At 72.7% G+C, this 23,343-nt stretch carries 20 protein-coding genes; 13 read left to right on the forward strand and 7 right to left on the reverse strand.

Annotated elements, in window-relative coordinates; genetic code table 11:
• The 5 genes from F6X68_RS10915 to F6X68_RS10935 all read left to right on the forward strand — a co-directional run.
• Positions 1 to 744 (forward strand): ATP-binding cassette domain-containing protein (locus F6X68_RS10915; RefSeq protein WP_151454157.1); only part of this gene is annotated, 744 nt, incomplete at its 5' end.
• Entirely contained in the window at positions 741 to 1,823 is a 1,083-nt protein-coding gene (locus tag F6X68_RS10920) for an ABC transporter permease (protein ID WP_225852136.1), read from the forward strand. The genes F6X68_RS10915 and F6X68_RS10920, both read left to right, overlap by 4 nt.
• A 26-nt stretch (positions 1,824 to 1,849) precedes the next feature.
• A complete protein-coding gene (locus tag F6X68_RS10925; protein ID WP_151454158.1) occupies positions 1,850 to 2,851 on the forward strand; it encodes a substrate-binding domain-containing protein in 1,002 nt (333 codons plus the stop codon).
• Between the two features lie 63 nt (positions 2,852 to 2,914).
• On the forward strand, positions 2,915 to 4,447 hold the full coding sequence (locus F6X68_RS10930; protein ID WP_151454159.1) for an FGGY-family carbohydrate kinase: 1,533 nt from the start codon (positions 2,915 to 2,917) through the stop codon (positions 4,445 to 4,447).
• Positions 4,444 to 6,078, forward strand: coding sequence for a fucose isomerase (locus F6X68_RS10935; RefSeq protein ID WP_151454160.1), 1,635 nt, complete (start codon positions 4,444 to 4,446; stop codon positions 6,076 to 6,078). The genes F6X68_RS10930 and F6X68_RS10935 overlap by 4 nt, the downstream gene beginning before the upstream one ends.
• A 25-nt stretch (positions 6,079 to 6,103) precedes the next feature.
• On the opposite strand, the gene F6X68_RS10940 is transcribed toward F6X68_RS10935, so the two are convergent.
• From F6X68_RS10940 to F6X68_RS10955, 4 genes are all read right to left on the reverse strand, one after another.
• Positions 6,104 to 7,156 (reverse strand): LacI family DNA-binding transcriptional regulator, encoded by a 1,053-nt coding sequence (locus F6X68_RS10940; protein WP_151454161.1) that lies wholly within the window; start codon positions 7,154 to 7,156, stop codon positions 6,104 to 6,106.
• Positions 7,157 to 7,473: 317 nt separating this feature from the next.
• On the reverse strand, positions 7,474 to 9,897 hold the full coding sequence (locus tag F6X68_RS10945) for a DUF4127 family protein (protein ID WP_192581364.1): 2,424 nt from the start codon (positions 9,895 to 9,897) through the stop codon (positions 7,474 to 7,476).
• A gap of 92 nt (positions 9,898 to 9,989) precedes the next feature.
• Positions 9,990 to 11,582, reverse strand: coding sequence for a hypothetical protein (locus tag F6X68_RS10950; protein WP_151454163.1), 1,593 nt, complete (start codon positions 11,580 to 11,582; stop codon positions 9,990 to 9,992).
• Positions 11,579 to 13,285 carry a DUF4127 family protein gene (locus F6X68_RS10955; RefSeq protein WP_192581365.1) on the reverse strand — a complete coding sequence of 569 codons (1,707 nt, stop codon included), beginning with the start codon at positions 13,283 to 13,285 and terminating at the stop codon, positions 11,579 to 11,581. Before F6X68_RS10955 ends, F6X68_RS10950 begins: the two co-directional genes overlap by 4 nt.
• Positions 13,286 to 13,472: 187 nt before the next feature.
• On the opposite strand from F6X68_RS10955, the gene F6X68_RS10960 reads away from it, so the two are divergent.
• Both F6X68_RS10960 and F6X68_RS10965 read left to right on the forward strand, forming a co-directional pair.
• On the forward strand, positions 13,473 to 14,531 hold the full coding sequence (locus F6X68_RS10960; RefSeq protein WP_225852137.1) for a LacI family DNA-binding transcriptional regulator: 1,059 nt from the start codon (positions 13,473 to 13,475) through the stop codon (positions 14,529 to 14,531).
• Between the two features lie 19 nt (positions 14,532 to 14,550).
• The gene (locus tag F6X68_RS10965) at positions 14,551 to 14,847 is read left to right on the forward strand and encodes a hypothetical protein (RefSeq protein ID WP_151454165.1); all 297 of its coding nucleotides are present in this window, start codon (positions 14,551 to 14,553) and stop codon (positions 14,845 to 14,847) included.
• Positions 14,848 to 14,863: 16 nt separating this feature from the next.
• Here F6X68_RS10965 and F6X68_RS10970 read toward each other — a convergent pair whose 3' ends face one another.
• From F6X68_RS10970 to F6X68_RS10980, 3 genes are all read right to left on the reverse strand, one after another.
• Positions 14,864 to 16,135, reverse strand: a complete 1,272-nt coding sequence (locus F6X68_RS10970) for a glycoside hydrolase domain-containing protein (RefSeq protein ID WP_151454166.1) — start codon at positions 16,133 to 16,135, stop codon at positions 14,864 to 14,866.
• Between the two features lie 103 nt (positions 16,136 to 16,238).
• On the reverse strand, positions 16,239 to 17,699 hold the full coding sequence (locus F6X68_RS10975) for an SDR family NAD(P)-dependent oxidoreductase (RefSeq protein WP_151454167.1): 1,461 nt from the start codon (positions 17,697 to 17,699) through the stop codon (positions 16,239 to 16,241).
• A 318-nt stretch (positions 17,700 to 18,017) separates the two neighbouring features.
• Positions 18,018 to 18,218 (reverse strand): hypothetical protein, encoded by a 201-nt coding sequence (locus F6X68_RS10980; RefSeq protein WP_151454168.1) that lies wholly within the window; start codon positions 18,216 to 18,218, stop codon positions 18,018 to 18,020.
• Between the two features lie 301 nt (positions 18,219 to 18,519).
• Here F6X68_RS10980 and F6X68_RS10985 point away from each other — a divergent pair, with 301 nt between their 5' ends.
• The 6 genes from F6X68_RS10985 to F6X68_RS11010 all read left to right on the forward strand — a co-directional run bounded on the left by F6X68_RS10985 (position 18,520) and on the right by F6X68_RS11010 (position 23,259).
• Entirely contained in the window at positions 18,520 to 19,068 is a 549-nt protein-coding gene (locus F6X68_RS10985; protein ID WP_151454169.1) for a TetR family transcriptional regulator, read from the forward strand.
• Positions 19,065 to 19,442 (forward strand): multidrug efflux SMR transporter, encoded by a 378-nt coding sequence (locus F6X68_RS10990; RefSeq protein WP_151454170.1) that lies wholly within the window; start codon positions 19,065 to 19,067, stop codon positions 19,440 to 19,442. The genes F6X68_RS10985 and F6X68_RS10990 overlap by 4 nt, the downstream gene beginning before the upstream one ends.
• The gene (locus F6X68_RS10995; protein WP_151454171.1) at positions 19,439 to 19,768 is read left to right on the forward strand and encodes a multidrug efflux SMR transporter; all 330 of its coding nucleotides are present in this window, start codon (positions 19,439 to 19,441) and stop codon (positions 19,766 to 19,768) included. Before F6X68_RS10990 ends, F6X68_RS10995 begins: the two co-directional genes overlap by 4 nt.
• A gap of 144 nt (positions 19,769 to 19,912) precedes the next feature.
• Positions 19,913 to 20,656 carry a glyoxalase gene (locus F6X68_RS11000; RefSeq protein WP_151454172.1) on the forward strand — a complete coding sequence of 248 codons (744 nt, stop codon included), beginning with the start codon at positions 19,913 to 19,915 and terminating at the stop codon, positions 20,654 to 20,656.
• A gap of 43 nt (positions 20,657 to 20,699) precedes the next feature.
• Positions 20,700 to 21,800, forward strand: coding sequence for a calcium:proton antiporter (locus F6X68_RS11005; protein ID WP_192581366.1), 1,101 nt, complete (start codon positions 20,700 to 20,702; stop codon positions 21,798 to 21,800).
• Between the two features lie 634 nt (positions 21,801 to 22,434).
• Positions 22,435 to 23,259, forward strand: coding sequence for an endonuclease/exonuclease/phosphatase family protein (locus tag F6X68_RS11010; protein ID WP_192581367.1), 825 nt, complete (start codon positions 22,435 to 22,437; stop codon positions 23,257 to 23,259).
• Positions 23,260 to 23,343: the final 84 nt, after the last annotated feature.

Genomic DNA, 23,343 nt, shown 5'->3' on the forward strand with positions numbered 1-23,343 from the left:
CGGCCCCGGGGCACCCGGCCCGGACGCTGCGAACCCGCCGGCGTCAGCCTGACCGTGCGCGCCGGGGAGATCGTCGGCCTGGCCGGCCTGATGGGGGCGGGCCGCACCGAACTGCTGGAGACCCTGTACGGCGCCGGTCCGCCCGGTCGCCGCAGCGGCCAGATCCGGCTGGCCGGCCGCCCGTACGCCCCGCGCGGCCCCCGCGCCGCCCTGCGCGCCGGCGTCGGCTTCGTGCCGGAGGACCGCCGCCGCTCCGCCCTGGTGCTCGAGCACCCCGTCGGCCGCAGCATCGTCCTGGCCGCCCTGCGCCGGGTCAGCACCGCCGGGGTCGTCCGCGCCGGACGCGAGCGGGACGCGGTGCGCCAGCAGGTCGCCGCCCTGGCGATCAAGACGTCGTCGGCCGCCGCGCCGGTCGGCTCGCTCTCCGGCGGCAACCAGCAGAAGGTCGTCTTCGCCCGGCACCTGCTCACCCGCCCCCGCCTGCTGCTGCTCGACGAGCCGACCCGGGGCGTCGACGTCGGCGCCAAGGCGGAGATCTACCGGCTGCTGCGCCGGCTCGCCGACGACGGGATGGGCATCCTGCTCGCCTCGTCGGAGCTGCCCGAGCTGACCGGCGTCTGCGACCGGATCGTGGTCCTGCGGCGCGGACGGGCCGTCGCGGAACTCGCGGCCGACGGGTGCACCGGCGAGGACATCCTGACCGCGGCCATGGGCGGCACGGCCGCCGGAGGGGACGACCGATGACCCACCTGCGCGCACCGGACAAGGGGCCCGGCACGCCACTGGCGCCGGCCGGCGGCGACCCGGCGGCCGGCGCCGGCCGGTGGCGTTGGGCCGGCGGCCGGGGCGACCTCGTCGAGCGGCTCTTCGCCGTGCAGAGCCTCTTCGCGCTGCTGCTGGTGTTCGTGCTGGCCATCGCCGTCTCGCCCCGCCGCGACGGTGAGATCCTCTTCCTCTCCACGGAGAACCTCGGCAACATCGTCCGCGCGGTGTCCGAGATCGGGATCATCGCCATCGGCATGACGTTCGTCGTCCTGCTCGGCGGCATCGACCTCTCCGTCGGCGCCATCCTCGGCCTCTCCGCCGTCGGCACCGCGACGCTGATGGTCGACTCCGGGCTCGGCATCCTGCCCGCCGTCACCGTCGTGCTGCTGATCGGCACCCTCTTCGGCGCGTTGCAGGGCTACGCGACGGCCCGGCTCGGCATCCAGTCGTTCATCGTCACCCTCGCGGGACTCCAGGTCGCGCGCGGCCTCGCCCGGATCTGGTCGGGCGGGCTCGGCATCCCGATCGCCTACGGCGACGGCCCGCAGGAGGCGCCCCCCGCGTTCGAGATCCTCAACGGCACGATCAACGGGGTGCTGCCCGTCCCGGCCGTGCTGTTCGTCGGCATCGGGGTGGCCGCGATCGTCGTGCTGCGCAAGACCGCGTTCGCCCGCCACGTCTACGCCATCGGCGGCAACGAGAAGGCCGCCCGCCTCTCGGGCGTGCCCGTGCTGCGGGTCAAGGTCGCGGTCTTCGCGATCGCGGGCCTGCTCGCCGCCGTGGCCGGCATCATCCACGCCGGACAGCTCAACCAGGGCAGCCCCAACGACGGCGCCGGCTACGAACTCGACGCCATCGCCGCCGTGGTCATCGGCGGCACCAGCCTCGCCGGGGGCACCGGCTCGATGGGCGGCACCCTCGCCGGGGCGCTGCTGCTCGGCATCCTCAACAACATCCTCGCGCTCAACAACATCGACGCCAACGTGCAGCTACTGATCAAGGGGCTGGTGATCGTGGCCGCCGCCGGGCTGCAGAAGCTCCGCCGCAGCATCGTCTGAACCGCCACCGAACAAGGAGCGTCATCATGCGCACCCGTACCGTCCTTCTCGCGCTGCTGTGCACCGGCGCGCTCGTCACCTCCACCGCGTGCAGCGTGGAGAAGCCGTCCGACGGCGGCGACGCCACGGCCGCGAAGTGCGGCGCCGGCAAGGACTTCCTCATCGGCATGTCACAGGCCAACAACGCCGAGCCCTACCGGCAGGTCATGAACAACGACGTGCAGACGGCGGCGAAGTCCGTCCCCGGGTTCACCGTGGTGGTCGCCGACGCGGCGCAGGACAACAGCAAGCAGGTCGCCGACGTGGAGAACTTCCTCACCCAGAAGATCGACCTGCTGGTCATCTCGCCTAACGAGGCCAAGCCGCTGACCGCGGTGGTGCGCAAGGCGTACGACCGGGGGGTCCCGGTGATCGTGCTCGACCGCAAGGTGGAGGGCGAGGCGTACACCGCCTTCATCGGCGGGGACAACGTCGCCATCGGCAGGGCCGCCGGCGAGTTCTACGCCACCACGCTGCTGCCCGCCGGCGGCAAGGTCATCGAGATTGCCGGGCTGCCCGGCTCCACGCCGGCGGCCGAACGCGCCCAGGGCTTCCGGGAGGGCATCGCGGCCAACCCGAAGATCGAGGTCGTTGCCTCCCAGCCGGGGGACTGGCTGCGGGAGAAGGGCCAGTCGGTGGCTGACGCGCTGCTCAAGGCCCACCCCGACGCCGCCGCCGTGTACGCCCACAACGACCCGATGGCCGAGGGCGCGTACCTGGCCGCGAAGGCGGCCGGGCTGCACACGAAGGTGAAGTTCACCGGCATCGACGCCCTGCCGGTGCCGTCGGGCGGGATCAAGGCCGTCGAGCAGGGCCGGCTGGCGGCGACCTTCCAGTACGCCACGGGTGGCCGGGAGGCCGTCGACCTGGCCCGCCGGATCCTGGTCGACTGCGCCGAGGACGTTCCGCGTACCACCACCCTCGACACGATGCGCGTCACGAAGGAGAACGCCGCCGAGACGTACGCGAAGCTCGGTGGCGTCGCCTGACCGCCGGGCCGGCGCGGCCCGGCGGGCCACGACCCGGACCTGGAAGAGCGGAGGAGACCTGGCATGACGGTGGCCGCGGTGCTCGGGGTCGACATCGGCACGTCCAGCAGCAAGGGCGTCCTCGTCGACCTGGCTGGGCGCGTGCTGCGCTCCCGCGTCCGGGAACACCGGGTGGACCGGCCACGACCCGGCTGGGTGGAGATGGACGGCCGCGTCTGGTGGGACGAGTTCGTCGCCCTCACCCGTGAGCTGTTGGCCCCCGGCGACGCCCACGTGGTGTCGGTCGGGGTCAGCGGGATGGGGCCGTGCGTGCTGCTCACCGACGCCGCCGGCACGCCCCTGCGCCCGGCCGTCCTCTACGGCGTCGACACCCGGTCCACGCCGCAGATCGCCCGGCTGACCGAGCGCTTCGGCGCGGACGAGATCCTGCGCCGGTGCGGCTCGACGCTGTCGACCCAGGCGGCGGGGGCGAAGGTCGCCTGGGTCGCCGACGCCGAGCCGGAGCTGTTCGCCCGGGCCCGGCGGCTGTTCATGCCGAGCTCCTGGCTGGTCTGGCAGCTGACCGGCCGGTACCTGCTCGACCAGCACTCGGCCAGCCAGTGCACGCCGCTGTACGACAGCGCGGCGCAGACCTGGTACCGGCCCTGGGCCGACGAGATCGCCCCGGGGCTGGAGCTGCCCGAGCTGCGGTGGCCCGGCGACGTGGCGGGTGCGGTCACCGCCGGGGCCGCCGCGACCACCGGGCTGCCGCCGGGCACCCCGGTCGTGACCGGGACGATCGACGCCTGGTCGGAGGCGGTCAGCGTGGGCGCCCAGGGCGTCGGCGACCTGATGCTCATGTACGGCACCACGATGTTCCTCGTGCACACGGTGCCGCACCCGCTGACCAGCCCGGCGCTGTGGGGCACGGTCGGCGCGCTGCCGGGCACCCGCAACCTGGCCGGCGGCATGGCGACCTCCGGGGCGATCACGGGGTGGCTGCGGGAGCTGTTCGACGCCGCCGACTACCCCGAGCTGCTGCGCCTGGCCGAGCGCTCCGGGCCGGGCGCGCGTGGCCTGCTCATGCTGCCGTTCTTCGCCGGCGAGCGGACCCCCATCCTCGATCCCGACGCCCGGGGCGTCATTGCCGGCCTGACGCTCTCCCACGGGCGCGGCGACATCTACCGGGCGGCGCTGGAGGCGACCGGGCTGGCCGTGCGCCACAACATCGAGACCATCGAGGCGGCCGGCGGCGACATCCGCCGCGTCGTGGCGGTGGGCGGCGGCACCCGGGGCGACCTCTGGACGCAGATCGTCTCGGACGTCACCGGCCGGGCACAGCACATCCCGTCGGTCACCATCGGCGCGAGCTACGGCGCCGCGTTCCTCGCCGCCGGCGCGGTGCAGCGGGTCGACATCCACCGGTGGAACCCGATCCGGGAGGTCCGGGAGCCGCGCCCGGCGCTCGCCGCCGACTACGCGGAGCTGTACGGGCTCTACCGGCAGCTCTACGCCGGCTCGAAATCCGTCGCCCACGTGTTGGCCGCCCGGCAGACGCGCCTCGCGACCCCGCCCCAGCCAGGTACCGACGAGCCAGTGGAGGAAGTCAACCCGTGAGCAACTACACCATGCCGGTGCTGGTCGACCCGCCGGCCGCCGCCCCCCGGACGGTCTACACGGTCGCCAGCGGCGACCTGCGGCCGGCCGCGAACGTCACCGGTTGGCCGACCCAGCAACGCCTGGAGGCGGACCTCGCCGACGCGGTGACCGCCCTGGGCTGGCAGACCCGGCGGGCCCATCCGGTGGACGCCGGCGCGGGCCACGGCTTCATCGACAGCCAGCGCGCCGGCATCGAGATCTTCCAGGGGATCCCGGTCGACGCCCCGCTCGTCGTCGTGGAGGCGGTGTGGCAGTACAGCCACCACGTGCTGGCCGGGCTGCGCGCCCACCGCGGCCCGATCCTGCTCGTGGCGAACTGGAGCGGGGAGTTCCCCGGCCTGGTCGGCCTGCTGAACCTCGCCGGCAGCCTCACCAAGGCGGGCGTACGGTACTCGGCGCTGTGGAGCGAGGACTTCACCGACGAGTGGGCGCGCGACGGGCTGAAGGCCTGGCTGGAAACCGGCGAGGTGGTCCACGACGAGAGCCACGTGCGGGACCTGCCGCCGTTGCCGCCCGATCCCGAGGTCGCGCTCGGCGTGGCGCTGGCCCGTCAGCTGCGACGCCGGCCGGCCGTCGTCGGCGTCTTCGACGAGGGCTGCATGGGCATGTACAACGCGATCATCGACGACGAGCTGCTCAACCCGCTCGGCATCTTCAAGGAGCGGCTGTCGCAGAGCGCGCTGGTGGCGGAGATGTCGCGGGTGTCCGACGCGGAGGCGCACGCGGTGCGGGCGTGGCTCGACGCCGCCGGGATGACCTTCCACACCGGCACGGACGAGGCCACCGAACTGACCGACGCCCAACTGCACAGCCAGTTCAAGATGTACGTCGCCGCGCTGCGCATCGCCGACGACTTCGGCCTGGACGCGGTCGGCATCCAGTACCAGCAGGGGCTCAAGGACACGGTGCCGGCGAGCGATCTGGCCGAGGGGCTGCTCAACGACGTGTCCCGGCCGCCGGTCACCAGCCGGGACGGCACACGCGAGCTGTACGCGGGACAGGCCCTGCCGCACTTCAACGAGGTCGACGAGGGCGTCGCGGTGGACTCGCTGGTCACCAACCGGATCTGGACCGCGATGGGGATGGACCCGGCCACCACCCTGCACGACATCCGCTGGGGGGAGCCGTACGGGACGGACTTCGTCTGGGTGTTCGAGATCTCCGGCTCGGTGCCCGCGTCCCACAACGGCGGCTACGACCGGTCGTACAGCATGCGGCAGCCGCCGATGTACTTCCCGCTGGGCGGCGGCACCCTCAGCGGCGTCTCCCGGCCGGGCGAGATCGTCTGGTCGCGGATCTTCATCATGGACGGGGTGCTGCACGCCGACCTGGGCCGGGGCACCGTGGTCGAGCTGCCGGCCGCCGAGACGCAGCGTCGGCTGCGGGCCACCACCCCGCAGTGGCCGATCATGCACGCCGTGCTGCACGGCGTGGGTCGCGACCAGCTGATGGCCCGGCACAAGGCCAACCACGTCAACGTGGTCTACGCCGACGACGCCGACGCCGCCGACCGTGCCCTGCGGGTCAAGGCCGCGATGCTCGACGCGTTGGGGGTGCGGGTGCACCTGTGCGGCGACGTGGCGCTGTGACCCGTCCGGGTGGCCCGCCGCCGGCTCACCGGGCCCGGGCGGGCCCACCCGCGCCGGCGGCGGGCTGTCCGTCGGGCGGGGGCAGGGACCGGACCGAACTCTCGCGGACCCGCAGGGTCGTCCGCAGGGTGACGGTCGAGGACGCCTTCGCGGGGTTGGCGATCCGCTCGGTGAGCAGCGACGCCGCGGCCCGCCCCAGGTCGTACGTGGGCTGCGCGACGGTGCTCAGCGAGGGCCGCACCAGGTGGGCCCAGGGGATGTCGTCGAACCCGACCACGCCGCACCGGGTGGGCACGGCGACACCCCTGTCGACCAGGCACTCCACCGCGCCCACCGTCATCAGGTTGTTGGTGACGAAGACCGCGTCCGGCGGCTCGGCGGCGTTCAGCAGGGACGCCATGGCCCGGTAGCCGCCGTCCTCCCGGAAGTCGGCGTACCGGACCAGGTCCTCCGGCACGCTCCGGCCGGCCGCGCGAAGGGCCTGCTGGTATCCGCGTAACCGCTGGACGGCGGTGGAGATCCGCCGCGGTCCCGTGACGCAGGCGATCCGGCGGTAGCCGCTGTCGATCAGGTGGGCGGTGGCCGTCTCGGCGCCGTGGACGTTGTCCACGAGCACGGTGTCCACGGCCACCCCGTGCGGCTGCCGGTCGATGGCCACGACCGGCATCCCGGCCTCGGTGAGCCGGTTGATCAGGGCCGGTCGTCCCGACGGCGAGATGATCACGCCGGCCATCCGCTCGGCCAGGGCCGCCGTCACGTAGCGGGTCTCCTTCTCGGGATCCTCGTCGCCGTTGCACAGGACCACGGAGAAGCCCGCCTCCTGCGCCACGTCCTCGATGCCGCGCACCAGCGAGGTGAAGAACGGGTTGCCGATGTCGGAGATGATCACCGCCCAGAGACTGGTGCGTTGCCGGCGCAGGCTGCGGGCCACCGCGTTGGGTCGGTAGTCCAGGTCGAGCACCACCTGGCGTACCCGCGCGGCCAGGTCCGGATCCACCGACGAGTGCCCGTTGAGCACCCGGGACACCGTCGACGCCGAGACCTCGGCCACCCGGGCCACGTCGTAGATGGTCGTCATGCGGTCGTCCCCTGTCGGTGTCTCGCGCCCGGTCCCGCACCGGACCCCCGGATGCGACCGCACGAGCACCACCGTCCGTTGCGGCCCGCCGCCCGAGAGTGGTCGGCCCTGAGATCCTATATGGCAGGGAATCGATTTCTTCTGGGCGTCGTGCACCCGTCGCGACACCGCGTCGTCCGCCTGCCGCGTACGGCGCTGCGCCACACCGGCCGGCGGCACGCGCACCGCCGGCCGGTCCGGTCGCCGGGGGCGGGAAGCCACCCGGTGACCGGACCTGGACGCGGCGGTGTGTCGACGCCGCCTCGGCGGTGTCGGCGTCAGCCGCAGGAAGCGGCGCGGCAGGTCACCTCGATCTCGTAGAGCCGGGCCTGCCGGTCCCGGCTGGCGAGGACGTCGAGGCGCACGGCGGTCGCGCGGACCGGCGTGAAGGTGTGCGTGGTGACCTGGGTCGTGTTCCCGGTGACCTCGTCGAGCACCCGCCAGGTGCCGTCGACCAGGCCGGAGATCCGGTACGACGTCAGCTCGTACCCGCCGTACTGGTGCAGCCGTACGGTGTCGACCAGTTCCGCACCGGCGAAGTCGACCCGCAGCCAGTGGCTGTCGGCCGGGTCGGTGATCCAGCGGCTACCGGAGCTGACCCGGTTGCCGTCGATCACGTGCGCCGGCACGTACTGCCGCCACCAGCCCGACGCGCTGGCCTTCGCGCCCTCGGCGGCCAGTGCCACGTTGCGCCACACCGCACCGACGGTCGTGGTGGCGCTCGCGGTGAACTGTCGGGGCTGGTCCGGCAGTACGCCGTGCGCGGCGTCGACCCTGACGGTGGCGCTCTGCTCGGCCGCGAGCCCGCGTACCCCCACGGTCAACGGAACCTCCACCACCGCGAACGGCGCGAGGCGCACCTCGGTCGGCGCCGGGGCCACCCACCCCTCAGGTACGACGGCGCTGAGCTGTGCCGTCACCGGCGTGCCGACGTCGTTGCGGAGCACCGCGGTGATCCGGGTGTCCACGTCCGAGTCCGGCCGGACCGTGGTGCGCAGGGGCAGGGCCGAGACGGTGAGCAGCGCACCGCGATCGGTGGGGGCCGTGCTCAGGGCGAGCGTGGGGAAGGCCTCCAGCTCCTGGTAGCGCGACCAGGCCAGCGTCATCTGCCAGGACGTCAGCCGGTGCACGACCGCCGTCACCTCGTGCCGGCCGTCGTTGCCGGCGCGGAGGGGGGTGCCGGCGAACTCGTCGGCGAAGAGCTGGTCGGCCAGCGCCCTGGTCCGCTGCACCGCGAGCTGGTTGGCGCCCTCGAACACCTTCGTCATGTACTGCGGATCGTCGCCGTTGTCCCGGGCGTACGCCTGGACCTGGCTGAGCACCTGGTTGCGGTAGACGTCGGTGTGGGCCAGCTCCTGCAGCGTCAACTCGACGTGCGCGGTGGCGGCGTTCAGCAGGATGGCCTGGCGCGCCTGCTGGAAGGGGATCCCCTTCGACCTGCCCGGGAAATTGGGCAGGCGTCCGGTCCGGCTCGCCTGCAACAGCGCCGCGCGGACCACCGACTGGGAGATCGACAGACCGATGTTCCAGCCGGACCAGCCGGCGAGCTCCCCGAACCGGATCCGGGGGGCGAGCAGCGACCGCAGCTCGGCGTCCACCTTGCCGGCCAGCGCGTCGTCGCCGACCGCGACGAGCCGGCCCCGGGCCACCGCGTCGTGGATCCGGTCGGCGAAGGGCTCCAGGTCTCCGCCCCCGGCGGTGTTCGCCATCAGCAGGATGTCGGCGTCGGGACCGTCCGAGGATCGGGCGCCGAGGGTACGCACGTACTCGTCGACCAGGGTGGCGTAGGGGACGTCCTGGTAGGGCGCCACCCACTGCTCGCCCGGGGTGCGGGACCACTCGACGTCGACCGTCGGGGCGGCGCCGAGCCGTTCGGTGACGTGCTTGGCGACCAGCAGCGCGCCGAGGATGTCGGCGCCCGGGTAGATCCTGACCCGGTCCTGGACCCCGAGCTGGGCCGTGAGCGCGGCCAGGCCCGCCTTTTCCAGGCGGTGCGGGCCGTGCTCGGTGGCGTCGTCCTGGCCGAGGATCAGGTAGTCGATGGTGCCCTTGGCGACCCGTTCGATCATGTCCCGGTTGATCTGGTGGTCCCGGGCCCGGGCACAGAGGAAGTCCGCCTTGATCTCCTCGGGGATCTCGCTGGCGACCTGCTCGTACTCGGCCCGGCGCTCCTCCTGCCCGAGGTTCTCCACCTGGTCCATCAGGACGGCCCAGCGGCGGATGGGACCGGAGTGGATGCCCGGGTAGCTGCTGGTCGGCTCGATGGTGAGGCGCATGATCACGTCGAACGCGTACAGCGGCTTGTCGGGGTTGCTCCGCTTCACCTCGTCCAGCACGGCGAGCCGCCGCCGGGCGTCGGCCAGGCTGGTCTGGCAGGTCCGGGAGGCGACCAGGCCGCCGTAGGCGAGCATCGGGGCCGCGACGACCGAGCCGTCCGCGTCGGCGGCGGCCTTGCGCCACCAGGCGCCGACCGCGTCGGCCTGGCCGTAGGTGAAGTACTCGCCGAGCAGGTCCTTCGGGGGTGTGAGCGCCTCGTGTCCGCCGGCCTCGGCGACCGCGACGGGCGTGTGCGCGGTGAACGGCCGGTCGTCCAGCGGTACGACGGCGAGCCGGCCCAGGTTGGCCGGCGGCGCGGCGGCTGCGGCCGGGGTCCCCGCCGGGGCGACCGCGAAGGTGAGGGCCACCGCGGCGGTGGCGATCACGCTGAGGGTTCGAGGTGTCAGTCGTCTGGTGCGACGCATCGGTTCACTTTCGTCATGGTGGTGGACGAGGTCATCGGGGATCGGTGGCGCGGTCACCGGGTGGCGGCGTACCCGACGGCCTTGAGGATGCCGAGGCCGTTGTGGGCGACCGGGAGGGTGCCCCGGGTGCCCTTGCACAGGTGTTCGGTCGTGTCGCTGTCACCGTCGAGGTCGTCGGCGTCGCGGGTGGGCAGGAACATCGCGGCCAGCGAACGGTCGAGCAGGGCGTAGAGCGCGTCCTGCCGGTCGGCCTGCTGCAACCGTTGGTAGCCCGCGGCGAACTTGGCCGGCACCAGCTCCTCGCGCAGCTCGGCGAGGATGCCGAAGCCGACGATGTCGTAGTACTTCGCCTCGGCGTTCTCGTTGGGCGGGGTGAGGCGGAAGAAGCCACCGAAGGACAGGTGCGGGTCGTAGTCGCGGGCGTCACCCGTCGGCGTCGCACCCTGGTTGTCCGGCGGATAGTACGGGGCCACGGCCCCGGACGCGGTGTCGTCGACGCAGTCGAGCGGGTCGCTGGCCGAGGCGGTGTGCCAGCCCGGGAGGCTGGTGTACGTGGTGTAGAGGGTCGTCACGGCGGCAGCCGCGGAACTGGCGCCGTTGAGCTGGCGTTCGTGGTCGTAGAGTCCGGCCAGCCCGTACTCGATCATGTCGGTGCCCAGGGTCCCGCCGGCGATCCGGCCGTCGGTGTAGGTGCAGGAGCCCTTGCGGTGCCACCGGTTGTCGCGGCAGTCCGCGCGGTACGCGCTCTGCGCCACCACGCGGTTCTGGCTGGTCGCGGGGGAGTCGAAGTCGAAGGTGTACCAGTCCGCGCCGAGCTGTAGTCCCGTGGTGAGGAACTGCCGGGCGGTGGCGGCCGACTGGCCGTACCGGTTGTCCGGCGGCGCGACGGCCGTCTGCAACCGCTGCATGAACGCGATCGCGGTGAGGTTCCAGGTGGAGATCGTCGAGTAGAGGTTGCTCCAGCTGGAGATCTGGTCGACGTAGCCGCCCGGCGGGGTGGTGGGCTGGCCGAGTGCGTCGACGAACGGATGCACGCCGTAGGTCAGGTAGTAGGCGCGTGGGTCCTGCATCCGGAGCAGGAACTCGCCGATGCCGACGGCCGCGTCGAGGTACCCGGCGGTGCCGGTCGCCTGGTGGGCGGCCAGCAGCGCCTCTCCGCACGCCGCGTTGCCGAACGAGGTGAAGTAGCGGAGCTGGCCGTCCGGGGTGCTCGCCACCGCGTCGTCGAAGATCTTCGGCGCGTTCGGGTCCTTGGCGAGCCGGTGGGCGAGCACCGCTCCGGCGAACTCGTCGACGAGCCCGGTCTCCACGCTCGACAGGGACCGCTGCTCGTACGCCGCCCGCTGGTCGAGGTAGACCGAGATGAACTGGAGCGAGGTGCAGGCGGCGGTGCTCTGCCGCGGCCCGCCGATCGTGCACGGGCTCGCCGTGGTGCAGGTCTTGCCGGCGATCGCCAGATGGTCGCCGTGGACGTGTTCGATGTCCCGGCGCAACCCGTTGCGGACCCCGTCGTGTGAGGCCACCAGCCAGTCGAAGTAGCTGTCGACGAGCGGGACCGGGGTGGCGGCGACGGCCGGGGCGGTCGGGACCGGCGTCGCGGCGGCGACGACGAGCGCGGCCAGCAGCGCGGCCGCCCGCGCCCTCACCGTCGTCCCCGATCCGGGGTCAGGACGATCCGGGGCTCGGCGGCGATCTCGCCGGTGCGGTTCCAGGGCAGGTAGAGGTGCCAGGCGTCGAGCCGGTCCACGCGGGCGGTCACCGGCGCTCGTCCGTCGCTGCCGAGGGCGAGCGTGGCCCCGGCGAACTCGTCGGCGAACAGCTTCTCCGCGTGCGGGACGGTGTTGTCGACCGCATAGGCGTTGATCTCGGCGAAGTGGGTGGCGATGTTCTGCGGGTCCGGCTCACCCAGCGCGGACGCGTAGGCGGTGGTGGCGGTGCGGACGTTCGAGGCGCGGTACGAGTCGGTCTGCACCAGTTCCGAGATGGACAACTCGATGGTGGCTCGGGCCGCGTCGTGCAGGAGTGCCCGCCGGGCGGCCAGGACCGGCTCACCGACGGTGCGGGGCGCGCCGGGCGGCAGGTCACCGCGGAGCGAGCGTTGCCGCAGAGCCCAGCGGGACGTCGCCTGGGCGAGGCTGATGCCGATGTTCCAGCCGGAGTAGCCGGCCAGCTCGACGTACCGGATCCGGCCGTGGAGCAGGGACAGCAGCCGCCGGTCGGAGTGCCCGGCGATGGCGTCGTCGCCGAGGGCCACGAGGCGTCCGGCCCGGACGTGGGCCACCAGGCGGTCGGCGAACGGCGCCACCGACGCGGAACTGCCGCCCGTGTTGGCCATCAGGACCAGGTCGGCCTGCTCCGGCCGGTCCACGACCGTCCCGCCGAGGATGTCGACGTAGCCCTTGACGAGCTGGGCGTACGGGATGTTCTGGTAGGGCGCGGTCCACTCCTCGCCGGGCACCCGGGAGTACTCGACGCTGACCCGGGGGCGCACGTCGGCGTCCCTTACGGCGATCTTGGCAATGAGCAGGGCGGCCACCACGTCGGCGCCCGGGTAGATCACCACCCGGTCGCCGACGCCGAGTTCGGCGATGCGGGCGGCGAGCGCCTGGGACTCGGGTCGGTGCAGGCCGTGGCCGGTGGCGTCGTCCTGGCCCACCACGAGGAAGTCGAAGATCCCTTCGGCCGCCCATTCGATCATCGTCAGGTTGATCCGGTGGTTGCGCGCCCGGGTGGCCAGGTAGTCGTCGCGCACGTCGGCCGGGATCTGGGACTCCAGCGCGTCGAGCTGCGGGCGCTTCTCCACCATCCCGAGGTTGTCGACCTCGTCCTTCACCGTGGCCCAGGCCCGCAGCTCGTTGCGCCACGGCCCCTCGGGGGTGAGCCGCATGATGGTGTCGAAGGCGTAGAGCCGCCGGTGTGGGCGGCGCTGTCGGACGGTCCGTACCGCCGCCAGCCGGGCGAACGCCTCGGCCTCCGGCACGGAGCTGTTGCGGGAGTTGAGCAGTCCCCCGTAGGCGAGCATCGGTAGGGCGACGACCAGCGCGTCCGCCTGCGTGGTGGACGAGGTGAGCCACTGGCCGACGGCGCGGCCGTCGCCGGGGGCGAAGTGCCGCCCCAGGGTCTCCCGAGGTGGCAGGAGGGTGTCGTAGCCGGCGCCGGTGGCGATCTGTTGCGGGGCGTACCAGGTGTAGGGCCGGTCGTCGAGCGGGACCAGGGCGATCGTGCCGAGCCGTGGGGTCTTCGGTCGGGCGTGCGCCGGCGGGCCGAGTGCGGTGAGGCCGGCGCCGGCGAGGCCGGTGAGGCCGGCGGCCCGGAGAAGGCCACGGCGGGACAGGGCGTGATCAGGCATGTCGGCTCCTCGCGTTGCCGGGGGATGCGCTGAGTCTTGGATCAGCGAGAGGCCCGGGTCAATACCGCCGGAGGCCGTAATACGTATTACTGCGTCCGTCGGCCCTTGACACCGGTTCTGCGGGCCGGGCAGCATCCTCCGCGACAACCATCGGCGATACGTGATGCTCAGAAGGTGGCCGATATCCGTGTCCGCAGGGCGGGGCAGGCTGACGCAGCACGAGATCGCGCGGATGGCCGGAGTGAGTCAGACGACGGTGTCGCTCGTGCTCAACGACCGGACCGAGGCGGCCTGGCGGATCGCCCCGGAGACCCGGGAACGGGTGCTGCGCGTCATCCGCGAGACGGGCTACGTCGCCGACCCGCTCGCCCGGCGGCTGCTGCAACAGCACAACCAGATCCTGGGCGTGTTCACCTACGAGTCGGTGTTCCCGAGCACCAGCGCGAACTTCTACCACCCGTTCATGTCCGGCATCGAGGCGTGCGCGGAGAGCATCGGGTGCGACCTGCTGCTGTTCACCAGCGCCCCCGTGAGCGGCGGCAGCCGCCGGATCTTCCACGACAACAACCGCATCCGGCTCGCCGACGGTTGCGTGCTGCTCGGTCGGGAGATCCCCCGCGACGAGCTGGCCCGGATGGTCGCCGGGGACATGCCCTTCGTGTCCGTCGGTCGACGCGACGACGCCCACCTGCCGTCCGGGGCGGGCGGTCCGGTGCCCTACGTCGGCGCGGACTACGCCCGGGCCACCGCCACCCTCGTCCACCGCGCCGTCGACCTCGGGCACCGGGCGCTGGCGTACGTGGGCGCCGGCGCCGGGGCCGAGTCCGCCGCCGACCGGCTCGCGGGCTTCACCGCCGCGGTCCGGGAGACCGGTGTGGACGGCCGGCACGAGCCGGTCGGCGACAGGACCACGGCGGAGCTGCTCGACGCACTGCGCGCGGCCCGGGTCACCGCCGTCCTCTGCGAGGAACTGGTCGAGGCGGTGGCGGTGGCCGAGGCGGCGCGGGCCCGGGGCATGTCCGTGCCCGGCGACCTGTCCCTGGTGGCCCTCGGCGATCCCACCCGGCAGGCCGAGACCGACCTCGACTTCACGGGCTTCCACATCGCCCGCAGGGAGATGGGCTGGCAGGCCATCGAGGTGCTCGACGACATCCTGCACGGCCGCGACAGCGACCACCAGCGGCTGCTGCCCTGCACGCTGGTCGAGGGCGAGACCCTCGGGCCCCCGGTGACCGGCCGGGCGTGACCGACCACCGGAGGGCGCCGTGGGCGGGGCGCGGGACGTGACGCCGGGCGGCGCGGACGACCTCGCGGGGGACACCGCCCGGACCATCGGGCTGGCGAGCCGGATCCTGCTCGCCTACTTCGACGACGACATGGGCCAGGTCGCCGCCCTGGTCAACCCCCGGCCGCAGGAGGCGGTCGAGGCGCTGATCATCCTGGCCCAGTCGGCGATGGTGCAGGCCACCGGCGGGCCCGCCGAGGCGATCACCAGGCTGCGCGAGTTCGCCGTACGGGCCGAGATCGAACTGGGCGGGAACTACCCGGATCGACGGCGCTGACCCGGCAGCCGTACGGTCAGGCGCGGGTGATGCGTACCGCGTCGGCGACCACGTAGCCGCTGCCGCTGGTCCAGCGGCTCACCCCGACCTTGTTGCCGTCGCCGGCCGCGAGCGTGAAGACGCCGATCGACACCCACCGTCCACCGTTGACGCGCTGGTCGACCGTCACCGACCGGTTGCCCGAGGCGGTGGCGACGACGTACGGGGTCTGGGCGTTGTATCCGGGGTCGGCGGGGTACCAGACCGAGATCTCGTAGGTCCCCGTCTCGGGGACGTTCGCCCGGTACCAGGCGACGTCGCTGGCCGAGGTCGGGTTCGCGAACCGGTAGTCGGTGCCGAAGCGCTGCCCGGAGTACGACGACGTGCTCCAGTTGGCGCCCGCCGTGAACCGGCCGGACGTGGTGTTGTCGATAGTGGTGGTCCACTGCTGCGGGGGCGGCTGCTGCGACGTGCTCACGTCCAGGTAGTTGCGGTCGATCTTCATCGTCACGCCGCCCCAGGTCTCCGTCACGTCCCCGGCGTACTGGTGCAGCCGCTGGTGGTTCGCGTAGTAGGCGTCGGAGCAGTAGCTCCCGGCGTCGGTGTCGGCCACGCCGTTCCACCAGGCGATCCAGATCTGGTCCAGCCTGGTGTAGCTCGCGTTGTTGTACTCCAGGCAGACGTCCTTGATGCCCGAGGATCCGCTGGAGTACATGCCGGCCAGGTAGCCCTTGGTGTGCAACCGCTCGACCCAGCCGGACAGGAACGACAGCACCGCGGCGCGGCACGACGCGGTCGTCGGGTAGTGCTCGATGTCGTTGTAGATGGTGCTGCCGGCGCCGATGCCCAGCGCCTGCGCGGCGCTGGCGGCGCTGTCGGCGGCGGTGCGGCCCTGCGAGCGCGCGGTGGCGGGGTCGGCGGACATCTTCGGCGCGCGGGTGCCGCAGGGGGCCTGGTAGCCGAGTTCGATGGGGATGAGCCGCCAGCCGTTGGCGACCTGGTTGGCGACCCAGGTCGCCGTCAGGTTGGGCTGCGCGCAGGTCCGGCTGGCCCCGCTGATGTAGATGCCCACCGCGCGGTACGGCGAGCTGGCGCGCCACGCGTTCATCGCCGACTGCGACGGTGCGGTGCAGGTGTCGAAGCCCTTGCCGACGAAGGTGCCGGGCTGCGGACCGACGGCGGACACCGCCACGGACTGCGGCTGCGGCTGCGGGGCCGGCGCCGACTCGGCCACGGCCGCCGAGCCGAGCGTGACGGTGAGCCCCGCCGCGGTGGCGAGGCCCAGCAGCCAGGTGGTGGTCCTTCTCATCCCGGTCTCCCTCGAAGGTTTTCTTGCACGAGGTTGAAGTCAGTGAAGAACTTTTACACACCCATCGAAGGTTGGCAATAGTGTCAGATTGGTGACGCGTCGGTTACCAGGCGCAGGGCGCGTAGTCCTTCAGGAAGCAGCCGTACAGGTCCTCGCCCTGCTCGCCGCGGACGATCGGGTCGTACACCCGGGCCGCGCCGTCGACCAGGTCCAGCGGGGCGTGGAAGCCGGCATCCGCCAGCCGCATCTTCGTCGGGTGGGGCCGCTCGTCGGTGATCCAGCCGGTGTCCACGCTGGTCATCAGGATGCCGTCGGTCAGCATCTCCTGGGCGCTGGTGCGCGTCAGCATGTTCAGCGCGGCCTTGGCCATGTTGGTGTGCGGGTGCCCCGGCCCCTTGTAGCCGCGGCCGAACTGGCCCTCCATCGCCGACACGTTCACCACGTACTTGCGGCGGGCCTTCGCCGCGGCCATCGCCGGCCGGAGCCGACTGACCAGTACGAACGGCGCCGTCACGTTGCACAGTTGCACTTCCAGCAGCTCGACCGGGTCGACCTCCTGCACCCGCTGCACCCAGCTGTTGACCGGGTCGAGGTCCGGCACCAGGCCGCCGGCGTCGATGGCGGTGGCCGCCGCGATCCGCTCCGGCGAGGCGGAACCGCTGGTCAGCGCGAGGGCGGTGAGCGCGTGCGGGGTGAGCGGGGTCGACTGCGGCGAGGCGGTAAGGCCGCCCGCCGTCTCGCCCCGCCCGGCCGGCTTGGCGAACGTGACGATCTCCGGCAGGGGGCCCTCGGGCAGGGCCGCCGCCTCCGCGGCGACGAGCTGCGCGTACGCCCCGGGGCTACGCCGCACGGTCTGCGCCGCGTTGTTGATCAGGATGTCGAGGGGGCCCTGGTCGCTGACCGAGTCGGCGAGCGCGATCACCTGGGCGGGGTCGCGCAGGTCGATCCCGACGATCCGCAGGCGGTGCAGCCACTCCCCGCTGTCGGGCATCGCCGCGAACCGGCGCACCGCGTCGTGCGGGAACCGCGTGGTCACCGTGGTGTGCGCGCCGTCGCGCAGCAGCCGCAACGCGATGTACATGCCGATCTTCGCCCGGCCGCCGGTGAGCAGCGCGCGCCGGCCGGTCAGGTCGGTACGGGCGTCGCGGCGCTCCCGGTTGAGCGCCGCGCAGGACGGGCAGAGCTGGTGGTAGAAGGCGTCCACCTCGCGGTAGCGCTGCTTGCAGACGTAGCAGCCGCGCGGGTTGTGCAGGAAGCCGGCCGTCGTGCCCTCGGTGGGGGAGGCGAGCGGGATCCCCTGGGTCTCGTCGTCGATCCGGCCCGGCGCGCCGGTGGCGGTGGCCGCCGTCACCGCGCGGTCGGCCGCCGCGATCGCGTCCCGCCGCTCCTCGCGCCGGCGCTGCTTGATCACCTTGTAGAGCCGCGCGGTGGCCCGCTGTACGCGTACCACGTCGGGGTGATCCGGGGGCAGGTCCTCCAACGCCTCGAAGACGCTGAGACAGGTCTCCAGCTGGCTCCGGTCGATGCCGTCGTGGCCGGTTTCGGTGATGTTGTCCGCCGTCATGCCGTCGCTGTCTCGTCCCGTTTCCGCGCCGTGTCTTCCCGGCCCACGCCAAGTCCGACCCGGAACTGTACGTCACCGCCCGGCTGTCGGCGCATCCCGCGCCCGCCGACCGGCCGGGGGCCCACGCTCGGGCGGACGATCCGCGCGGCCCCGGCCCGCGCCTGCCCACGGGTGAACGACGGCGGCCGTACGGCGAACGCCTCCGCCCTCACCCGCGCCGACGGGACGGGCGCTCGTGTTCGATGCCGGCGGGCGCGCCGCCTGGTCACGCCGGGCCGGCGCCGTGCCGGCTCGGGCGTGGGGCGGCGCTCCCCGTCCTCACCGCGTCGCGGCCGCCGGCGACGCCGTCCGCTTGTCCCGGGCAGCCGCGCCGCCGGGGACCGGCACCCCGCCGGTGCCCGCATCGGCGAACGCGCTGTCCCCGAGGCCCGGAACACCAGCGACCGCCGCGTTGTTCGCGGCGCGGCGGCGGCGGGCCCGTACGACGGCTGCCGCCGCCACCATCGCCGCCAGGGACATCGCTGCCGCCTGTAGCAGCGGCCCCCTCCTGCTGCGTCGACGCCTCATGCGCACTACCCCTCTCAGTTCCGAGTCCGACCTTGTTCACATCGTGGGGACACCGCAGCGGCGGCGAGGGACGATTCGCCGCAATCGACACAATCGGGTCATGCTGTCGCCCTCGCTGTGGACCGGTCTGTGCCCCGCCGCCGTGCCGGGACATGGAAACCCGCCAGCGGGTCCCCGACCGCTGCGGCTTCCTCGCTCTGATCGTGCTCACGGGCGCCTGGTTACTTTACCGTCCGGAAGGTAAAGTAGCGGGGTGCGACCGAGCCAGCGAACCGCCGTCCTCGACGCGGCCATGACCCTGATCTCCGCCGAGGAGGGCGCGAACATCACCCTCGACGCCGTCGCCCGGCAGGCGGGGATGACCAAGCCGGGACTGATGTACCACTTCCCGACCCGCGACGCCCTCCTGCTGGCGATCGTCGAGCACGCCGCGGGACGGGTCGAGGACGCGATGCTCGCCACGCTCGCGGTGCCCTTCGACCAGGCGACCCCCGCCGCGCGGATCCGGGCCTACGCCCGCGTGGCGTACGGCGGCGACGCCAGCCGCGCGGAGTACGCGGTCGCCGCGGAAGCCGCCTACCGGCCGGCGCTGTCGGGGCCCTGGGTCGGGCGGCTCGCCAAGTGGTTCGACCTGCCACCGGACCTGCCACCGACCACGCGTGCCCGGCTCACCCTGGCCCGGCTGGCCGCCGACGGCCTCTGGAGCGCGTTCGCCACCGGCCTGTTCCCACCCGAACCGCAGGACCGCGATGCCCTCGTCGCGCTCATCGAAGACCTGACCGCGGAAGGCGACGCCCCGTGAAGCAGTGGCTGTACCTCGCCGGAGCCATCGGCCTGGAAGTGAGCGGGACCCTCGCGTTGCGGGCGGCCAACGACCACCCCGCGTGGATCGCGCTGGTCGTCGTCGGCTACACCCTCTCCTTCGCACTCATCTCGCTGGTCCTGCGGGAGGGCATGCCGATCGGGGTCGCGTACGGCATCTGGGCCGCCAGCGGGGTCACCCTCACCGCGCTGCTGGCCGCGCTGCTGTTCGGCGACGCCCTGACCTGGGTGATGGGGCTCGGCTTCGCCGTCATCGTCGCCGGGGTCCTGCTCGTCGAACTCGGCTCCCACCCGGCGGAATCGGGGCACACCGCGCCGCACGACGTCCACCACGAGCCCGAGGGGGCACGATGAGCTGGGTCTTCCTGGCCGCCGCGATCGCCTTCGAGGTCGCCGCCACCATGGCACTGCGTGCCTCCGAGGGGCTGCGTAGGAAGGCATGGGCGCCCGTCTTCGTCGGCGGCTACGTGACGTGCTTCGTCTTCCTCAGCCTGGCCCTCCGCGCCGGCATGGCCGTCGGCGTCGCCTACGGCGTCTGGGCGGCGGCCGGCATCGCCCTGACCGCGATCATCGCGCGGTTCGCCTTCAACGACCCGCTCACCAAGGTCATGATGCTCGGCATCGGTCTCATCGCCGGCGGTGTGCTCCTCGTCGAACTCGGCGCCACGTCGGCGCACTGAGCCGGCACCTCGGCCCTTCGGCGTCATCCGCCGGGCGAGGCCGGTCACGCTCGTCCTCGCCCCCCGCCGGGGGGCGTGCGTGGCGGCACGCGCGTTGGCACAATGGCCGGGCTGTCGACCCGGATGGGGGAGTGGGTGCCGACGATGACCGAGAACCACGTCCAGCCGAACGAGACCACGGTGCCGCTGCTGCGCTGCGTGTCGGCGGAGGAGACCCTGGCGTTCTGGCGTGCGCTCGATTTCGAGGTCACGTACGAGCAGACGAAGCCGTACGTCTACCTGGCGTTCCGGTGGAGCGGGTTCGAGCTGCACTACGGCGGCGCGCCGAGGGGCGTGGACCCGTCGGCCGAGAACACCGGCGGTTGCCTGGTGATGGTCGACGAGGTCGCGCCCTACCACGCGGCGTTCAGCGAGGGGATGCGCCGCACCTACGGCAAGGTGCTCGCCAAGGGACGCCCCCGGATGACCCGCTACCGTGCCGGTGCGTCGCGGTTCAGCGTCGTCGATCCGTCGGGGAACACCATCATCTTCATCCGACGCGACGAGCCGGCGGAGCTGGAGTACGGCGGTTCGAAGCGGTTGCAGGGGCTGGCCCGGGTCCTCGACAACGCGCGGATCCTGCGCGAGTTCAAGACCGACGACCTGGCCGCCTTCCGGGCGCTCAATTCGGGGCTGCGCCGGCACGGCGAGGCGGCGCCGGCCGTCGAACAGGCGTTGGCGCTGGCCGGGTTGATCGAGCTGTCGCTCGCGCTGGGGAAGCCGGAGCTGGTGCCCGACTGGGGCGGCCGGCTCGCGACCCTCCCGTTGACCGCACCGGAACGTGCCCAGGTACGCCAGGCGGTTGCCGATCCCGCCGCGCTCGGGCCGTGGTTGCCGGACCCGGACTGACGGTCCGGGGCCGGATGATCGTCGCCTCTGCGAAGGTGGGGGCATGGCCGCGCTGTTCCGCACCCGTCTGACCGACTGGACCGTCGTCACGCCGCTGCTGGCGATCCTGGTGTTGATCCTGACCTGGGGGCGCGACCTGTCCGGCCCCGTCGTGGTCGTGGTGGCCGTGTTGCTGGCGGGCGCGGTGCTGGCCGCCGTGCACCACGCCGAGGTGGTGGCCCACCGGGTGGGGGAGCCGTACGGCTCGCTCGTGCTCGCCGTGGCCGTCACCGTCATCGAGGTCGCCCTGATCGTCACGCTCATGATCAGCGGTGGCGAGAAGACGCAGTCCCTCGCCCGCGACACCGTCTTCGCCGCCGTCATGATCACCTGCAACGGCATCCTCGGGCTGTCGTTGTTCATCGGGGCGCTGCGCCGCCGGGTGGCGGTGTTCAACTCCGAGGGCACCGGCGGGGCGCTGGCCACCGTGGCGACCCTCGCCGCGCTGAGCCTCGTGGTGCCGACCTTCACCACCGGCCAGCCGGGCCCGCAGTTCACCCCGGCGCAGCTCGCCTTCGCCGCCGTGGTCTCGCTCGCCCTCTACGGCCTGTTCGTCATGGTGCAGACCGGCCGCCACCGCGACTACTTCCTGCCCGTCAACAGCCAGGGCCGGGTGCTCGACGCGGAGGGACACGCCGAGCCGCCGTCGGACCGGGCCGCCCTGCTCAGCCTCGGCCTGCTGCTGGTGGCACTGGTCGCCGTGGTGGGCGACGCCAAGTCGGTGTCCCCGGCGATCGAGTCCGCCGTCGCCGGGGCGAACCTGCCCCCGTCGTTCGTCGGCGTGATCATCGCACTGCTGGTGCTGTTGCCCGAGACGATCGCCGCCGCGCGGGCCGCCCGCCGCGACCGCGTGCAGATCAGCCTGAACCTGGCCCTGGGCTCGGCCATGGCCAGCATCGGGCTGACCATCCCCGCGATAGCGATCGCGTCGATCTGGTTGGAGGGCCCGCTGCTGCTCGGCCTCGGCGGCACCCAGGTGACCCTGCTCGCCCTCACCGTCGTCACCGGCGTGCTGACCGTGGTGCCGGGGCGGGCCACGGTGCTCCAGGGCGGCGTGCACCTGGTGTTGCTCGCCGCCTTCGTCTTCCTCGCCGCCAGCCCCTGACCGTCGCCGCGACCGTCCGCCCGACCCACGCGCCGCCGAGCCCGCCGCCCGACCCACGCGCCTGGGCGGCACGGAGAATTGCGGCGGGGGTGTTCGACGGCCTCGGCCGGACGGATCTCGCCGAGGGCGGGCACCACCGCGCGGTCGGGAACTTCGAACGGTCGCTGCGGTATTTCCGCGACAGCGCCAGCCGACGCGGCCCCGACGGCCCGTTTCTGCACGGCCCCGACGGCGAAGGCGGCCCGTAACCGATCGACACGAGCCGGTCAATTTCTTGATGCCGCCTGCTGAAAGAAGTGCCTGGCCGTGTCCACAAAGGCCAAATCAGCGCGTCCGAGCAGTGCGTTCGGAACTGTTCCGAACGGCGCAGACCCTTTTCCGCATCACCGACCGCCGGTGACACTTTCAGCAGATCTGGCCACACGGGACGACCTTTCGCACTCGGAGCCGAATGGCGGAGTGAAGGCAGACGACGAATGTCCGCCCGAACCGAGAAGTGCCGGCGCCCCTGGCACGTCGCCCGGCCAGTCCGACACTGATCCACAGGAACAGGGGAGACATGAGCAGGTCGAGCAGCACAGCACGCGCAGCATGGCGCATCGCGAGGGTATGGCTGGCCGGGTCGGTGGCGGCGGTGGCGGGGCTCGTGGCGCCCGCGTACGCCGGCCCTGCCCACGCCGCCGAGGAGGCCCTCAAGCCGATCCCCAACCGGTTCATGACGTGGAACACGAACGGTCAGAAACTCGGCACGCCGAAGTCGGTCGCGGATCAGATCAAGCGTTTCCGGCCGCAGGTGGCCGCGTTGCAGGAATCCTGTCTGAACGAGGTACGCGAGGCCGTCCGGCAGCTCAACGAAGCGGGCTTCAAGTACGAGTACCGGACCGGAACGGCCGCGCAGAACATCGGATGTCCAGGTCGGCTCGGCACCGCGATCGTCTACGCCAAGGGCACCACGGTCAGGGCCCACAACAAGAAGGGCTACAGCGTGGACGAGGGGTGGTGGGAGGCGCGCGGCATGCAGTCGTTCACCACGGAGGTCGACGGCCAGTGGGTCCGGGTGTTCAACACGCAGCTCAGTGAGCCGACGAGGGAACGCGAAGAGATGAGGCAGAAGCAGGTCGGCGAGTTGGTGAGCGCCGCGCGGGCGTACCCTCGCGCACTCGTTCTTGGTGACCTCAACACCCGGCCGTACGTCACGAAGGTCATGGGCCCGATCTGGCAGGCCGGGTTCAGGGACGTCGACCCGTTCTGCGGACCAGCCGAGGACACCCGCTGCGTCAAGACCCTCCCGCACACCGGGCCCGGGTTCCCCACCGCTGCGGCGAAGTTCGACTACCTGCTCGGCCGAGGCGTGAACTTCCGTAGCTGCAGGCTGCACACGCCCACCACCGACCACCGGATCGTGATCGGCGATCTCACGATGGCCGAGGGCCCCCGGCCGATGTGCAACGTGACCTGACGGAGGCCGAGAGACAGGGCGGGCGGGTCTCCCGTCCGCCCTGCCCCGTCGACCGGCCAGTCAGGCCGGCGGTGCTGCACGGCC

Source organism: Micromonospora sp. AMSO12t, assembly GCF_008806585.1.
Lineage (GTDB): Bacteria > Actinomycetota > Actinomycetes > Mycobacteriales > Micromonosporaceae > Micromonospora > Micromonospora reichwaldensis.

Excerpts from the sequence above, each read along its gene's own strand:
- F6X68_RS10920 (WP_225852136.1), top strand. The coding sequence starts at position 741 with ATGACCCACCTGCGCGCACCGGACAAGGGGCCCGGCACGCCACTGGCG.
- F6X68_RS10925 (WP_151454158.1), top strand. The coding sequence starts at position 1,850 with ATGCGCACCCGTACCGTCCTTCTCGCGCTGCTGTGCACCGGCGCGCTC.
- F6X68_RS10930 (WP_151454159.1), top strand. The coding sequence starts at position 2,915 with ATGACGGTGGCCGCGGTGCTCGGGGTCGACATCGGCACGTCCAGCAGC.
- F6X68_RS10940 (WP_151454161.1), bottom strand. The coding sequence starts at position 7,156 with ATGACGACCATCTACGACGTGGCCCGGGTGGCCGAGGTCTCGGCGTCG.
- F6X68_RS10955 (WP_192581365.1), bottom strand. The coding sequence starts at position 13,285 with ATGCCTGATCACGCCCTGTCCCGCCGTGGCCTTCTCCGGGCCGCCGGC.
- F6X68_RS10970 (WP_151454166.1), bottom strand. The coding sequence starts at position 16,135 with ATGAGAAGGACCACCACCTGGCTGCTGGGCCTCGCCACCGCGGCGGGG.
- F6X68_RS10975 (WP_151454167.1), bottom strand. The coding sequence starts at position 17,699 with ATGACGGCGGACAACATCACCGAAACCGGCCACGACGGCATCGACCGG.
- F6X68_RS10980 (WP_151454168.1), bottom strand. The coding sequence starts at position 18,218 with ATGTCCCTGGCGGCGATGGTGGCGGCGGCAGCCGTCGTACGGGCCCGC.
- F6X68_RS10995 (WP_151454171.1), top strand. The coding sequence starts at position 19,439 with ATGAGCTGGGTCTTCCTGGCCGCCGCGATCGCCTTCGAGGTCGCCGCC.
- F6X68_RS11000 (WP_151454172.1), top strand. The coding sequence starts at position 19,913 with ATGACCGAGAACCACGTCCAGCCGAACGAGACCACGGTGCCGCTGCTG.
- F6X68_RS11005 (WP_192581366.1), top strand. The coding sequence starts at position 20,700 with ATGGCCGCGCTGTTCCGCACCCGTCTGACCGACTGGACCGTCGTCACG.